This is a genomic window from uncultured Chitinophaga sp. (genome assembly GCF_937898475.1).
GTDB lineage: Bacteria > Bacteroidota > Bacteroidia > Chitinophagales > Chitinophagaceae > Chitinophaga.
Genome location: NZ_CALEJS010000010.1, coordinates 57,528 through 72,250, shown reverse-complemented (window position 1 = coordinate 72,250; position 14,723 = coordinate 57,528). Strand labels below are relative to the sequence as shown.

Sequence of the window (14,723 nt, the reverse complement as noted above, 5' to 3'; positions counted from 1 at the left end):
CCCTGTTTCAGTAAAATAACTTATTTTAGTGGTAATGGAAACCTCGAACAATGGCGATAAGAAATTAACGGTGGTGCTGGGCGCCTCACCCAATCCGGCGCGGTACAGTTACCTGGCGGTGTCGCGGCTAAAGGCGCATGGGCACCCGGTTGTAGCCATTGGCCAACGCGAAGCGGAGATTGCCGGTACGCCTGTGATAAAAGATCATCCCCCGCTTGAAAATGTGGATACGGTTACGCTGTACCTGAACCCACAAAGACAGCAGGAGTATTATGATTACATTCTCCAGTTGCGTCCTAAACGCATCATCTTTAATCCCGGTACGGAGAACGAAGAGCTGGAGCAACTGGCGTCCCAACATGGCATCAGGCCCATGGAGGCCTGTACCCTGGTACTACTGAGCACCGGGCAGTACTGATCTGCTGCTTTTTTCGTATATTCGGTAAATTTCTTTCTATCCATCTACCCCATATCCGCCTGGCTACAGATACAGATCGGCTTTTCTCCAACAGATTGATAGCGTATAACACTAACGCCTATTCACTCTTAATTATACATACACATGTTAAAATGGAGAAGATTCAATGGCGATCCTATTCATCTGCCGATCAAGGATGAAGTACGGGAGGCCATCATCCGGGAAAGCGCCCGGGGGTTCAAGCTGAAAGTTTGCATTGGTACTGACTCACAGGTAAAGGGCGCAGAGACCGAATTTGCTACGGTGATCGTTTTTCTGCGCGAAGGCCACGGTGGTTTTATGTTCATCCACAATGAAAAGACACGCGATTCCTATTCTATCAAGGAACGTATGCTGATCGAGGTGGCCAAGAGCATTGAGATCGCCTATGAGCTGTGCGACCTGTTCACAGAATACGATGTGGATATGGAAGTACACGCAGACATCAACACCAATCCCCAGTTCAAGAGTAACCAGGCGCTGCGCGAAGCAATGGGTTATATACTGGGTATGGGCTTTGCCTTTAAGGCCAAACCCGAAGCCTTCGCCAGCAGCAGCTGCGCCAATAAGGTGGTGAACTAAGCCCGCGAGGTGCAATGCCCCAAAACACGCAAAAAAGGATGTGTTCCGCACGTCCGGTAACTTTGTCTCCCCTATACTTCCCCCATTTTTCTGTTTCCTGTACAAACAGGCATGTTCCTCCCTTTTATTTATACCTACATCCACTATTCATGAAACTTGCCATCTACGTACTGTTAGCTGCTTCCACACTTATACCTGCTGAAGGCTGCCCGCAATAATGATAACACCTTCCGCAGCTATGTAAAAGCAGGGAAGCCGCCTTAAGCGATTGCCCGGAATTGGGCGTTCATTTCATCTATAAAAGTGAGGATGGCATCACGGCCGGACTTCTTGACCGTGGATGTTACAAAGTGGGCCGGAAGGAATTCCCAGTCCTCTTTCAGCCGGTTCAGGAAGGCTTTTACATTGCGGCTGGTCTCAACCTGGGTGTTCTTATCTGCCTTGGTGAACACCAGGTTAAAAGGTACCTGCCACTCTCCCAGCTGGTTAATGAAATCAAGGTCCAGCTTCTGGGGGGTATGACGGCTGTCTATCAGTACAAATACATTGACCAGGTTCTCCCTTTTGCGCAGGTAGTTCTCTATCATCTGCTCCCAGCGGCGGCGCTGCGACTGGCTCACCTTGGCAAAGCCGTAACCCGGAAGATCCACCAGGTACCAGGCCTGGTTGATAATGAAATGGTTGATCAGCTGGGTCTTTCCAGGCGTACCCGAGGTTTTGGCCAGCTTTTCATTATTAGCCAGCATATTTATCAGTGAAGACTTCCCCACATTAGATCGTCCTATAAACGCATACTCCGGCAGAATTGGCTTGGGACATTTATCCCATTCTGCATTACTGATAAGATACTCTGCCGACTTTATAATCATTGATGTTACAATTTTACTGTTCTGACAATTAACAATTAATAACGCTTTTAGCACCTGTGCCACTTAAAGCACACCCGTGCGCCGGGCATGTTAATTATTAATTATTCATTATTAATTTCAACGGCTTACCTAACTTTGCCCCTTATGTCGGACAAAAAGGTAGTTCCCTACGCGGAGTCAAAATTAAGTAAGAAGGAGCAAATAGCGGACATGTTCAATAATATCGCTTTCCGCTATGATTTCCTGAATCATTTCATGTCGCTGGGCATTGATGTGATCTGGCGTAAAAAAGCACTAAAACAACTGAAAACCCTCCAACCCAAACAAATGCTGGATGTGGCCACCGGCACCGGTGATTTTGCCATCATGGCCAACCGCCTCCTGCAACCCGACAGTATTATTGGTATCGACATTTCTGAAGGCATGCTGGCTATCGGCCGCAAAAAGATCGAAAAGCTGGGGCTTGGCAATAAAATTACCCTGCAGACAGGCGACAGTGAAACAATAAGTTTTCCTGACCAGACGTTTGATGCGATAACGGTTGCCTTTGGCGTCCGGAATTTTGAGCACCTGGAAAAAGGGTTGTCTGAGATGCGGCGGGTGTTAAAACCGGGTGGGAAACTGGTGATACTGGAGTTCTCTAACCCAACAGTTTTTCCCATTAAACAATTATATAATTTGTATTTTCGTTATATAACCCCCCTGTTAGGAAAATGGATTGCAAAAAGCCAGGCGGCCTACAGCTATCTGCCGGATTCAGTAAAGGCTTTCCCACAGGGACCGGTAATGTGTAATATTTTAACTAATACTGGTTTCCAGTCGGTTACATGCAAAACGCTCACTTTCGGCATATGTTCAATTTATTGCGCAACGCGCTAACCTTATCCCTATTGACGATCCTATGGAAGCCTGCAACGGCTCACGCCCAGCAAATGATGAATATGCTGGAACATGACGCCAAACCCTACTACTTCGGTATAACGCTGGCTGCCAATCAATCTGCTTTTAAACTGCACCAGGCGCCGGTATTCCTTAAACAGGATTCCATTATGGTGGTAGAGCCGCTGAAAACCGTAGGCTTTAACCTCGGACTTTTGGCTAACGCCCGTTTAAGCCAGTATTTTGACCTGCGCTTTAACCCGCAGCTGGTGTTTGCTTCCAAGAATCTTTACTACCGCGAAAACTACCAGGAAAAACCGGAAACCGATAAAAAGATCGAATCCATCCTGCTGAGCTTTCCCATACAGATAAAATTCAAATCTGACCGCATTGGTAACATGCGGGTATACACGATCGCCGGACTGAAATATGACTATGACCTGGCCGCCAACGCCCGTTCCCGTCGCGATGACCAGCTGGTGAAAGTAAGAACGGGCGACTACGGCTATGAGCTGGGCGCCGGCTTTGAATTCTATTTCCAGAGCTTCATCTTCTCTCCAGAGTTCAAAGTCAGCAATGGCTTTGGCAATGTACACGTAAAAGATCCCAACCTGCGCTACTCCAATGTGATCGAAAAACTGCAGTCACGGATGATCGTGTTTTCGATACATTTAGAAGGATAAGCAACTAGCTGCTGGCTGTCAGCTGTTGGCATTAAAGCGGATATAATGGCTTTGGCTAACAGCTAATAGCTTTTCCCAATTGTCTATCTTTGCTCCATGCAAAATTACCTCATCAGAAATATTGCGGTGGTGAATGAAGGAAAGACTACCGTACAGGACGTATGGATCCGCAACGACCGCATTGAAAAGATAGCTCCGCAGATCAGCATTGAAGGCAATTACACTGAGATCAACGGTGAGGGTAAACACCTGCTGCCCGGCGTAATAGACGACCAGGTGCACTTCCGCGAGCCCGGCCTTACTCATAAAGCCACCATCTATACCGAAGCGCGTGCAGCAGTGGCAGGTGGGGTGACCAGCTTCATGGAAATGCCCAACACCAAACCCGAGGCAATTACGCAGGAAAGGCTGGAAGAAAAATATGAGATCGCCCGTGCTCACTCACTGGCCAATTACTCTTTCTTTATGGGCGTGGCCAACGACAATGCTGAAGAGGTGCTGAAAACGAACGATAAAAAAGACCGCGTGTGCGGTGTTAAGATATTCATGGGCTCTTCTACCGGCAACATGCTGGTGGACAATTACCTTACCCTCGAAAAGATCTTCTCTGAAAGCGAATTGCTGATTGCCACACACTGTGAAGATGAAAAGATCATCCGTGAGAACATGGCCCGCTTTAAAACGGAAAAGGGAGAAGACCACCTCACCGCGGCCGATCATCCGCTGATCCGTAATGAAGAAGCCTGCTTTGAGTCTTCCCTGGTGGCCATACAGTTTGCACAGAAACATAATTCCCGCCTGCACATCCTGCATATCTCCACAGAAAAAGAACTGCAGCTGTTCAGCAATATGCTGCCGCTGGCCGAAAAACGTATAACCGCAGAGGTATGTGTGCATCATCTTTACTTTACCGCTGATGATTATGTGCGCTACGGTAACCTGATCAAATGCAATCCCGCCATTAAAGCGGAACATAACAAACATGCACTGTGGAATGGACTGCTGGACGACCGGCTGGATATCATCGCCACCGATCACGCCCCGCATACCTGGGAAGAAAAACAACAGCCCTACCTGCAGGCGCCCTCCGGCGTTCCATTAGTGCAGCACAGCCTGCTGATGATGCTGGAACATGTAAGCAAGGATAATATTACGCTGGAAAAAATGGTAGAGAAAATGTGCCATGCGCCTGCGGAATGTTTCCGCATCAGTGAAAGAGGTTACCTGCGCGAAGGGTATTTTGCAGACTGTGTGATCGTTGACCTGCAGCAGGCCTCAACCATAGACAAAGACAATATCTTCTATAAATGTAACTGGAGTCCCTTTGAAGAGCATACCTTCCCGGCAGCCATTACCCATACTTTTGTAAACGGCCACCTGGCCTGGCAGAACGGCGTCTTTAATGAAAGCAGGCAGGGTCAGCGCTTATTGTTCAGGTGCTGAGTTGCCGGTTATCAGTTGTCAGTGAACAGAAACGGAATTATTTTATATCTTTTGTAACAAATAAACGGGGTCAGTATTATGGAATTTGCAGTATACTGCATCTGTACATATAACAAATAAGTGTTTTGCGTCAATCTGACAACTACCTGGTGACAACGGATAACTGACAACTAATAACTAACAAATGGAGCTGGACAAGACAACCTATTACGACCTATCTATCTTTAACCGGGAAGAGGAGTATTCCTTATTTCACCGGCTGGATTTTACCACTACTGCAGGAGGGAGAGAATACCTCCGTCAGCTGTTCAGCGCGCCGTTACAGAATATTGCCGCCATTCAGCAAAGACAGGATGCGTTACGATACATTTTAGAGAAGGAAGCCGCCTGGCCAGAGATCATCACCAACGGTACCATAGTGGTGATGGAGAACTACCTGGAAGCGCAGATCTCTCCTATCTCCAATACCGCCGGCCCGGGATTACTGTTCAATGCAGTGATCACCAAAACCATTTATGCACCTGATTACGGTTTCATCAAATTCTCTTTCACACAGCTGCTGAACCTTGTAAAAGGTTTCCTGTCGCTGGTACAATCATTCAATTCAGACGAAACTCCGCTGGTGCTGAAACAATTGCTGGACAGAGCGCAGCACCTGTTACGCCAGCGGGAGCTTGCTGATCTGTTAACGATCACAGCGCCGGAGCAGTTGAACTTTATACAGATACTGCGTTACGATAACCTGGTACGTAACCGCCAGAAAAAACATCTCTGGGAACTGCTGGAGCTGTACCAGAAGCTGGACGCCTATTATGCCATGGCCAAAGCAATGAAGCACTACAAACTGCAGTTCCCCGAGTTTGAGAATACGGCGCATCCCTTTGTGCATGCAAAGCAATTGTATCATATGATCCTGCAGTCACCCGTATCATATGATATCAACCTGGACCCGGACGCCCATTTTCTTTTCCTTACAGGCGCCAACATGGCGGGCAAAACCACCTTCATCAAAGCGGTGGGGGTAGCGGTGTTCCTGGCGCACATCGGGATGGGCGTACCTGCACAACAGATGCGGCTCAGCTTCTTCCATGGTATCTTCAGCAACATACAGGTGCAGGATAATATCTTTAAGGGAGAAAGTTATTTCTACAGCGAAGTACAACGCATCAAGAACACCATCATCAAGATCAGCAACGGCAAACATTGGCTGGTGCTGATAGATGAGATGTTCAAGGGCACCAATGTGGAAGACGCCAAAAACTGTTCGCTGGCCGTTATACAGGGATTACTGCGCAGCAGCAACTGCCTGTTCATACTATCCACGCACCTGTACGAACTGGCGGAAGCCTTACAGGATGAGCCCAATATCCGGTTTAAATACTTTGAGTCTGAAGTGATAGCAGACAACCTGCATTTTACCTACCAGCTGAAAGACGGTATTGCCAAAGAAAAAATAGGATACCTGATACTGAAGCGGGAAAAAGTACTGGACCTGCTCAAAGAGATAAAATAGACAAGTTTGTATTACTAAAATTTTTAACGCCACTGCAAGACAAGTGCAGTGGCGTTTTTTAATTTCAGGCATTACCCAATGTTATGGAAAACCCGGCCTGCCAACAATTATACCGTTTTATAATCATCATGTTAACCAAAATTACGAGCCCATGAAGTACTCTTTTCCCGATGTGCCGGCGCATTTGATCAGTGCCGGTGATGAGATACCCATCCCCTATAGAAGCTACCAGTACCCTTTTGCGAAAAGCCTTTTGTCTTCCACTCCTGTAGCCGTGATACTTGAACAGCAAACCAGTATCCGGAATTACACGCTCTCTCATCACTGGATATTTGTAAAAGGGCCTGTAAAACTGCGGCTTTCATCGGAGGAGAAGGGGCCTGTACTTTTTTGCATGTTACAGGGCAGCGTGGATTGCCGCATCAATGGTGCGCGGTCAAAACGGTTGTACCAGGGGCAGTATAACCTGTTGCAGCTGCGTAATGCTACACATGAGATACAGTTAAATCCCGGTTTATATGCTTCCTGGGGCATAGACGGGCCCGATGCGCTGCCGCCTGTTTCGGGCATTATCCGCCATAAGCTTTACCAGCTGATTCATGAAACGCTCCAGATTGCGCCGGATAAAAAAACGTCAGAGATACAGCTGTACAGCAAGCTGCTGGAGATACAGGCATTGGTGCTGGACGAAACGGGAACTGAAAACCCTGCAGGCGGAGATGCCAACAGCCGCCTGTTCGAGACCATCCGCGCCTATCTCTGCAACCGCCTGGACACCAGGCCCGACCTGGCCCAGCTGGCCCGCAATTTCTGTATCAGCCAGTCAAAACTGAAACAGGGCTTTAAGAAGTACTACATGACCACCGTGTGGAACTACCATCACAAACAGCGGATGGAGAAGAGCATGCAGCTGTTGCTCCAGAGCAATAAGAGTGTATCTGATATTGCAGCCGAACTTGGATATATGCCTACCAACTTTACCAGGGACTTCAAAAAATTTTACGGATATCCGCCCAGGGTTCACAGAACTAATGGAGTTAGTATAGTGGGAAAAGGATTTTTGCAGTAGTTTTACGGCAACGCCTGAATGAAGCCAACATTAGAGAACTCCTATGTACAGAAAACTCATTGTAGAAATTATCGGGGGCCTGTTTATATTGCTATTCCTTTACACGGCCCTGAGCAAGCTCAGTGAAATTGCGCTTTTCCGCCTGGTACTCCGCAGCTCTCCGCTGATCTCGGGTTATGCAAATCTTGTGTCTGTATTGATACCTGTGAGCCAGATACTGGTTTCCTTACTGCTATTCATACCAGGCACCCGGCGCAAGGGCCTGTATGCTGCATTTATGCTGATGCTGATCTTCACTTCTTACCTGGCTTACATGCTTTGTTTTACCAGTCCGCTGCCCTGCTCATGCGGAGGTGTGATCAGCCGCTTTACCTGGAAACAGCACCTGGTGTTCAATATTGCTTTTACACTGCTCGCCTTGGGGGGAATCCTGCTAAGCCGGGAGCCGCGGCGCAGCAGCTTATCAATTCAATAAACAGGCCGTGCCGAAAACCTGCATAAAAGAGTAGGCGCATTGCATAATCATTAAACCATTTGTTATATGAAAAAATTTACCATTGGCTTATCAGCCGTTGTGCTTGCGGTAGCAGCAGTAACCTATACCAAGGCGAGTAAAAATATGCAAGGCGCTTTTGTCCCGCAGTGGTTCCTCTATTCCGACGGGGGGGATGATATTGCATCCAATATTACTGAAGCAAGGAATGTGAACAATTATATTGTTGTGGGCGGCAGCTATCCGGTAGAGTGCACCAGCAATGTTCATCTCTGCGCCATCCAGACAGAAATGAACAGCAGCGGGCAACCGGTGATCATACAGGGCACTCCTCTCGACAACCAGCTTGTTACTTATTTTAATACTTCCGGTGCATCCGTAGGCTACCTGCTCAGGGAAAAACCGTAAAAGCAGATACTAAAGGAAAGGTCACCTCACAACACAGGGAGGTGGCCTTTTTTTATTCGGACAGCACAAACACTTTCAGCTCACGCACCGCAGGCACCAGATCCAGCCCATACCCCTGCAGCGCGGAACGGAGACCCGGGAGGTCTTTCAGCAGGGAGCCATCGAGCGTTAAGGCCAGCGGCGCATCTATACCCGTTTCATTAATGATGGGGGGTATGCCTTCCGTAAGGTTGAGCGACAACACCATTTCATCTGTATGTGTGAACAGAAGCACGCCTCTTTTGCCCTGCAACGGCGCATTGTCGCGGCGCAGGGGTAGCAGGCGGGACTTCTTTGTTACCAGGCGCAGGCAATGCATCCGCCTTCTTTCAAAACGCCCCCGTAAGCCGAGATACCTGTTAAGGTCCGAGCGCATGGCGTTCAGCACGACCTCCTCTGTTGCAGACAAAGGCATACGGGCTTCGTACGTATACGCGTTGCGGCTCATCCATTCTTCGTAATAGTATTTTGCAGGATCGTAGAAAAAACGGGAGGAATCTTTTGTTACTACAATAAAGCGGTTGTGATGCCCGTAAAGATCAGTGTACTTTAAAGCCTGTTTATAGAGACCAATAACAGGCTGGTTAAGCGCATAAAACCGCACGTAACGTTGGGCGCTGTCAATACTGAATTCGGCCATAGGCCTGATTCCGGATGGCAGGTATTCCGTAATGGCAGAGTAGTAGATCCTTCCCGGTGTGGCTGGACCATTATCCGCCGGCATCAACAGTGGAGCGTCATAACGGAAATCGTAGTTGGTGCTGTTAACAGGCCAGTTGACGGTTTCGCCGTTTAGCAGGCGCTGAATGTTGGCGGCGTTCACATACTGCTCTGTGGTGATGCCGCGCACAATGCCGTTGCCATCTATCCATACTTCATGCGGTACGCCTTCGTGCGGGAAGCAGGCGCTGAGCGCGGTATCATCTACCACAGAAGGGATGGAAAGCTCCCGGGTGTAACGGTTATTTTTCCAGAAGGCCGCTATCATTTCCTTTTGCTGGGTGGTGACGGGCAGGATCAGCACCCGGTTGCCAAAAGCCTGCTGCAGCGCCTCCATTTTAGGCAGGGCGGCTACACAGGGAAGACACCAGGTAGACCAGAAATCGAGTATCACCAGTTTTCCTTTGAAGTCTGAAAGACGGGCGCTGCCGCTGGGGTGGTTGATAATGGAGGAGATAAAAAGGTCGGGGCATTTATCTCCTACGCTCAGTCCCTGCTGATGCACAGGGATCATGGATTGCAACAGGAGCTGCAGGTTTAAGATGGTTGCTGTCAACATTTCACATGTGGTTATCTGATCATGGATTCTGCGGCATTCCCGTTTGCTCGATCACGGAACGTGGCAACTGCAATGCGTAGCGGGAACTATTGGGCGCAAGCTCATACTGCCGGCCATTAATAATACGTACAGGCGTTACCGAAAACTGTGGGTCATCTTTCAGGCGGCGCAGGTCTGACCAGCGTGCGCCCCTGAAAAGCAGTTCCTTTCTTCTTTCTGTCAATATTTGCTGTAATGCCTCTGCAGGGTTTGCAGCCGTGAGGGGAACAAAAGCGCCTGTTCTCCACCGCGTTAGCAGCAGCGCATTCAAAGCCTGCATGGCGGCAGTGGTATTAGCGGCCCTTGCAAGGCTTTCTGCCTTCACCAGGTACATTTCATCCGCAATAATGCCGGTAAATATATTGAGGTTCCTGGCGGCGCCCAAGCCACTATAATCACCTTTAAAAACGGTATAGCCGTTGTTATTGCTGAAATATATTTCCCTGCGAAGATCATTAGCGGCATAGGACGCGTACAGCGGCGTATCTATCCTGCACAGCGCAGCTGCAATATCAGCAACCGGCGCTAATGCCTCGAAGATCACTTCATCGTTGAAGCGCTCAAAAGGATCGTCTGCAGTGGGATCCAGGGTGTTATAATCAATGAGGTGGTTGTACAACTGTAAACAGGAATCAGCGTAAGCCCCTGCGTCAGCATATTGCTGCATGTCGAGATACACACGGGCCAGTAGTGCGTATGCCGCAGGCCTCGCGGGGCGGCTTTTGATAGCGGGGGTTACCGGCAGCAGTGATATGGCCTGCTGCAGGTCTGTTATGATCTGCCGGTACGTTTGTTCCTGAGAGGACCTTACTGATACCTGTGTATAATCTGCGTTGAGGCGTAAGGGTATGCCCCAATCTGCCGCCGCGCTGCTGCTATTGTAGGGCAAAGTGTATACCTGTGCAATACCATAAAAGTAAAAAGCACGAAAGAACAAAGCGGAGCCTTTCACATTGTTCCAGGCGGCCTGTTCGCCCGGGCTGTGTGGCACAATGTTGATATTTTCCAGCACAATATTGGTGCTGAGCACTGCCTGGTAGGCGGCTGTCCACCGGTCAAGGGTCTGATCATTCTTCTGCCAGGAGTAGATGTCCCGGTCCAGTTGGTTGAGCGTGTTCCAGTCGTCTGTTGCAAGGTAGAAATTATCGGCAGCCAGCTCTTGTGCGTAGGGATATTGCGTGTTCAGGGTGTTATAATCATCCAGCAACAGTTGCAGGTCTGTTATGGTAGAAGGCAGGGACAGCCTGTCATCAGGCTTTGCATCCAGGAACTTTTGACAGGATGAAAGACCGCACGCCATCAGCACGATCATACAGGCAGACAATATATAATCACTCCTCATGCAGGCAATAGTTTTAAATATCCATTTTTACTCCCAGGGCAATGGTACGGGGCGGCCTTAAGCCATTGGGTACATCCGGATCCAGCCCTGCTTTGTTGGCTTTCCATATCAATGCATTCAGGTTGCTCATATAGGCGTATACCTGGTAATTTCCATACCGGTAGCTCAGGCGGACATCCTCCAGCCGGATATGATCACCTTTCTCAACGGTAATCTCAGAATAAGTGTAAAATTTATCCCGGTTAAAACTTGGGTTGGGATAGATCATAGAAGGCACATTGGTGAACTTTTCATCACCGGGCTGCTGCCAGCGCTTCAGGTAATCGCTATGCCCCGTCCCGGATGCGTATAGTGAGCCATAAGCGATGGTACTCCTCCTGAAATAATATCCTAGTTTATAAGTAATGTTCGCTGAAAGTGAAATGCCCTTCCAGGAGAAAGTATTCAACAGGTTCCCCGAAACAGGCGGCAATGCAGGACCATGGGTCACCTGTTCGCTGATGGGTGCCTGCGTCAATGCGGCATAGTCCTTACTGATATGACCGTCTATATACCCCTGTGGGTCGCCGGTGAGGGGATCCAGTCCTGCCCATTTGTAGCTGACCACCAGGTAAGGATTATAGCCGGGCAAAGGATTAATGGAACTACCGTCCGAGACAAAGCCATCGGTAGGGGCCGTAGAAAGATAGCGCCCTACTTTATAGTCGGCATAATTCAGCATAAAGCTGGTCTGCCATTTAAAAGCGCCACCGGTAATATTCCGGCTGTGCAGCTGCAATTCAACACCTTTTCCTTTCACATCCGCAGAGTTGGTCAATATCGTGCCCAAACCTGTGGTAGGGTCCAGCGGTTCTAAGCCTATCACGTCCATGGATTGTTTATGATAGAATTCCAGGCTGCCCGAGAGGCGGTTATTTTGCAGGGCAAAATCAAGCCCGATATTCAGGGTACTTACTTTTTCCCAGCGCAGGTGAGGATTGGCAATATTCGCGATGCTGGCAAAGGGGATGTTGGTACTCTGGAAAGCCGCCGGTGAGCGCAGGATGGTGGTCAGCGCCGTAATGGTGTTATTTACATTACCGCTGGCGCCATAGGTGACCCGGAAATTGAGGTAAGGCAATAATGCGAAATTATAAAAGCGCTCGCTGGAAATCTTCCAGCCGATACCGGAAGACCAGAGCGGTACTCCTTTGCGGTTGGTTTGCACGCCAAAAAGGTTGGAAGCATCTTTACGCGTGCTGGCGGAAATAGTATACCTGTCATCATAGGTATAGGCCGCATTGAGATAGAGCGACACAAAGCGATCCAGCAACCCGGTAAGATCTGCAAAGGATGGAATAACATCCATCCCGCCGGTAATGAGCGGATAGCGGCTCACATAATCAACGTTGGCAGCACCGGTATGATTGTCTGATCCGTATACACGATGGCTGTTACCAAGGGTATGCAGCTGCCGCATTTCAGCCCCGGCGATGGCGGCCACTTCATGTTTGCTGTTCCACTCGTGGTTAAAATTCAGTTGACCTCTTAACATATGCCCTTCCTGGTTGGTATTGGACAAATCCAGTATGCCCCCGCGGGGAACAATATATTCTAGGCTTCCGCCGTCAAGCTGCGTGAAGCGGTTGATCAGGTCGCGGGCATAAAAGCTGCGTTCATCATAGTACACGCGGGAGATTCTGTCTGTTCGCTGATACTGGTATTTTACTTCGGCGCTGAGCGAAGGAAAGATGTCATACTTCGCACCGATGTTGGCCATCAGCAGTTTAGTGTTTGTAGTGTTATCATTCAGCGCCAGCTCTTCCAGGGGACGGTATCTCCAATCGAGCAACATACCCCTGCCCACGGTATCCAGGTAAGGCGCCCGGTATTTGTTGCTGATGGGAAGGGGATTGCCATCATCATCTGCCAGGAGTGCGTATGGAGGCAGCGCCCTGTTAAGCAGGCGGTAATTAACGGAGCCATATCCCCCCGGGCTGTTGTTGGCCAGATTACCCTGTGTATACTGTACCCCCGCTGTCAGCTGCAGTGAAGGCAGGGCCTGTATGGTATTTTCTGAACGGATGGTGATACGCCGGTAGTCATTCCCCCTGAGGGTGGAGAGGTTCCTGTCAAAGCCCGTTGAGAAGAAGTACTTCACATGCTTACCACCGCCGCTGATGCTGGCGGCATACTGCTGGTTAACCCCTTTGCGGTAGATATACTTATCAAAATCATTCCGCACATCTGTATTGCGCAGCGCATTGATGGCGGCGTCTGTTTCCGCAGCAGATATAAGGCCGCTCTGTTGTTTGGCCAGCAGTTCCACTACGGGTGTTAAAGGACGCCTGAAGCCGGAAAGCTGCCCGTTATAATAGCCCTTATTAAATAAATACCGCTCCAGATCAATATAGTCTGAAGCGGGTATCTGTGGAAGGGTGTATAGATCAGGTTTATCCAGGATGGTTACATTCGTGTTAAGTGAAACAACAGGCTTTTGATCAAAATTGCCTTTTTTAGTAGTGATCACGATCACACCGTTTCCTGCTTTAGCGCCCCAGATGGAGGCTGCTGCGGCATCTTTCAGTATCGTCACGCTTTCTACATCGTTCGGGTTAAAATTATTGATGTCTCCTTCGTAAGGAAAATTATCCACCACGATCAGCGGCTGCGCAATGGTAGAGGTAAGGGTATAGAGGCCACGGATCTGGATCTGTGGATTAGCCGGATCACGGCGGTCAAACAGCACGCCGCTGCTAACACCCTCCAGGCGGTCCAGTATACCGGTGCTCACTTTCCTGCTGAGCAGGTCATTACCGATCTTCACAAAGGAACCGGTAGCTCTTTCTTTAGGAAGGGTTTGATAGCCGGTAGACACTACAGACACGCCTGCTATGTCGATAATATTTTTTTCCAGCTGAATATTGAGCGCTGCCTGCGAGCTCACTTTCAGCTGGCGGGTTTGATAGCCTGCAAAACTGACGATCAGCGAAGCGCCGGCGTTTATCTTTGACAGGGAGAATTTCCCTTCTTCATTGGTGACCTCTCCCCTGCCCGTTCCTTTCGCCAACACAGTGGCGCCCACAAGGGGAGCGCCAGCTGCATCGGTTACTTTGCCTGTGATCATCGTCAGGAGGGAGTCCCGCCCCTCTGTTAATATTTTGTCAGCCTTTGCTGCCTTTCTGATGAGAATTACGTTTTCGCTGTAGGCCCATTCCAGGCCTCTTTCTTTGAACAGGAACTGCAACACACTTTCCAGCGGAGCGTCCTTTACATGTATACTGATCTTCTCGCGGCTATCCAGGTGTTCTCCGGAATAGAAGAAATGGTAGCCGGTCTGCTTCTGTATGATAGCAAACACTTCCCGCAGGGCGATATGATCACCCGAAACCGTTACTTTATCTTTGGCCTGGTAAAAGCCATAGGCATAGGAACAGGACAAGCTGCCGGCAAGCAGTAAGATCACCAGCCATAGGTTAGCCCATATACCTGGGTATGGAAATCTTTTCTTCACAGGATATTTATGAGACGGTTGACTTCACAAAAAGGGTGTAAGGAACCCCGGACTTTTTTTCAATCAACCGGAAGATTATGTAAATATTTTACATTATAGTTAATTACTTGTTAATACTAGAAAATTACGGGATTT

The 14,723-nt window shown here is 48.9% G+C and carries 13 protein-coding genes; 9 read left to right on the top strand and 4 right to left on the bottom strand.

What is annotated here, in order from left to right:
- Nucleotides 1–34 precede the first annotated feature (34 nt).
- The gene (locus Q0577_RS00715; protein WP_298731784.1) at nt 35–418 is read left to right on the top strand and encodes a CoA-binding protein; all 384 of its coding nucleotides are present in this window, start codon (nt 35–37) and stop codon (nt 416–418) included.
- 144 nt (nt 419–562) lie between these two features.
- Nucleotides 563–1,039, top strand: coding sequence for a ribonuclease H-like YkuK family protein (locus Q0577_RS00710; protein WP_298731782.1), 477 nt, complete (start codon nt 563–565; stop codon nt 1,037–1,039).
- Nucleotides 1,040–1,299: 260 nt separating this feature from the next.
- On the opposite strand, the gene yihA is transcribed toward Q0577_RS00710, so the two are convergent.
- On the bottom strand, nt 1,300–1,908 hold the full coding sequence (gene yihA, locus Q0577_RS00705) for a ribosome biogenesis GTP-binding protein YihA/YsxC (RefSeq protein WP_298731780.1): 609 nt from the start codon (nt 1,906–1,908) through the stop codon (nt 1,300–1,302).
- Nucleotides 1,909–2,052: 144 nt separating this feature from the next.
- On the opposite strand from yihA, the gene ubiE reads away from it, so the two are divergent.
- The 7 genes from ubiE (at nt 2,053) to Q0577_RS00670 (ending at nt 8,396) form a co-directional block, all read left to right on the top strand.
- Nucleotides 2,053–2,787, top strand: coding sequence for a bifunctional demethylmenaquinone methyltransferase/2-methoxy-6-polyprenyl-1,4-benzoquinol methylase UbiE (ubiE, locus tag Q0577_RS00700; RefSeq protein ID WP_298731778.1), 735 nt, complete (start codon nt 2,053–2,055; stop codon nt 2,785–2,787).
- Nucleotides 2,760–3,470, top strand: a complete 711-nt coding sequence (locus Q0577_RS00695) for a porin family protein (protein ID WP_298731776.1) — start codon at nt 2,760–2,762, stop codon at nt 3,468–3,470. The genes ubiE and Q0577_RS00695 overlap by 28 nt, the downstream gene beginning before the upstream one ends.
- 96 nt (nt 3,471–3,566) lie before the next feature.
- Nucleotides 3,567–4,913: a dihydroorotase gene (locus tag Q0577_RS00690; RefSeq protein WP_298731775.1), complete on the top strand. Its 1,347-nt coding sequence runs from the start codon at nt 3,567–3,569 to the stop codon at nt 4,911–4,913.
- 184 nt (nt 4,914–5,097) lie between these two features.
- Nucleotides 5,098–6,426, top strand: a complete 1,329-nt coding sequence (locus Q0577_RS00685) for a DNA mismatch repair protein MutS (protein WP_298731774.1) — start codon at nt 5,098–5,100, stop codon at nt 6,424–6,426.
- Nucleotides 6,427–6,577: 151 nt separating this feature from the next.
- Nucleotides 6,578–7,495: an AraC family transcriptional regulator gene (locus Q0577_RS00680; protein ID WP_298731773.1), complete on the top strand. Its 918-nt coding sequence runs from the start codon at nt 6,578–6,580 to the stop codon at nt 7,493–7,495.
- Between the two features lie 43 nt (nt 7,496–7,538).
- Nucleotides 7,539–7,970, top strand: a complete 432-nt coding sequence (locus Q0577_RS00675; protein ID WP_298731771.1) for a MauE/DoxX family redox-associated membrane protein — start codon at nt 7,539–7,541, stop codon at nt 7,968–7,970.
- A gap of 66 nt (nt 7,971–8,036) precedes the next feature.
- Nucleotides 8,037–8,396 (top strand): hypothetical protein, encoded by a 360-nt coding sequence (locus Q0577_RS00670; protein WP_298731769.1) that lies wholly within the window; start codon nt 8,037–8,039, stop codon nt 8,394–8,396.
- A gap of 52 nt (nt 8,397–8,448) precedes the next feature.
- Here Q0577_RS00670 and Q0577_RS00665 read toward each other — a convergent pair whose 3' ends face one another.
- Genes Q0577_RS00665 through Q0577_RS00655 form a run of 3 tightly spaced genes read right to left on the bottom strand, consistent with a single transcriptional unit; the run spans nt 8,449 to nt 14,588 of the window.
- A complete protein-coding gene (locus tag Q0577_RS00665; protein ID WP_298731767.1) occupies nt 8,449–9,714 on the bottom strand; it encodes a TlpA disulfide reductase family protein in 1,266 nt (421 codons plus the stop codon).
- A gap of 19 nt (nt 9,715–9,733) precedes the next feature.
- Complete coding sequence (locus Q0577_RS00660; protein WP_298731765.1) at nt 9,734–11,095, bottom strand: RagB/SusD family nutrient uptake outer membrane protein; 1,362 nt, start codon at nt 11,093–11,095, stop codon at nt 9,734–9,736.
- 13 nt (nt 11,096–11,108) lie between these two features.
- Nucleotides 11,109–14,588, bottom strand: coding sequence for a SusC/RagA family TonB-linked outer membrane protein (locus Q0577_RS00655; RefSeq protein WP_298731764.1), 3,480 nt, complete (start codon nt 14,586–14,588; stop codon nt 11,109–11,111).
- Nucleotides 14,589–14,723: the final 135 nt, after the last annotated feature.

Coding starts and splice junctions, on each gene's coding strand:
- Q0577_RS00715 (WP_298731784.1), top strand. CDS start 35: ATGGAAACCTCGAACAATGGCGATAAGAAATTAACGGTGGTGCTGGGC.
- Q0577_RS00710 (WP_298731782.1), top strand. CDS start 563: ATGTTAAAATGGAGAAGATTCAATGGCGATCCTATTCATCTGCCGATC.
- yihA (WP_298731780.1), bottom strand. CDS start 1,908: ATGATTATAAAGTCGGCAGAGTATCTTATCAGTAATGCAGAATGGGAT.
- ubiE (WP_298731778.1), top strand. CDS start 2,053: ATGTCGGACAAAAAGGTAGTTCCCTACGCGGAGTCAAAATTAAGTAAG.
- Q0577_RS00695 (WP_298731776.1), top strand. CDS start 2,760: ATGTTCAATTTATTGCGCAACGCGCTAACCTTATCCCTATTGACGATC.
- Q0577_RS00690 (WP_298731775.1), top strand. CDS start 3,567: ATGCAAAATTACCTCATCAGAAATATTGCGGTGGTGAATGAAGGAAAG.
- Q0577_RS00685 (WP_298731774.1), top strand. CDS start 5,098: ATGGAGCTGGACAAGACAACCTATTACGACCTATCTATCTTTAACCGG.
- Q0577_RS00680 (WP_298731773.1), top strand. CDS start 6,578: ATGAAGTACTCTTTTCCCGATGTGCCGGCGCATTTGATCAGTGCCGGT.
- Q0577_RS00675 (WP_298731771.1), top strand. CDS start 7,539: ATGTACAGAAAACTCATTGTAGAAATTATCGGGGGCCTGTTTATATTG.
- Q0577_RS00670 (WP_298731769.1), top strand. CDS start 8,037: ATGAAAAAATTTACCATTGGCTTATCAGCCGTTGTGCTTGCGGTAGCA.
- Q0577_RS00665 (WP_298731767.1), bottom strand. CDS start 9,714: ATGTTGACAGCAACCATCTTAAACCTGCAGCTCCTGTTGCAATCCATG.
- Q0577_RS00660 (WP_298731765.1), bottom strand. CDS start 11,095: ATGAGGAGTGATTATATATTGTCTGCCTGTATGATCGTGCTGATGGCG.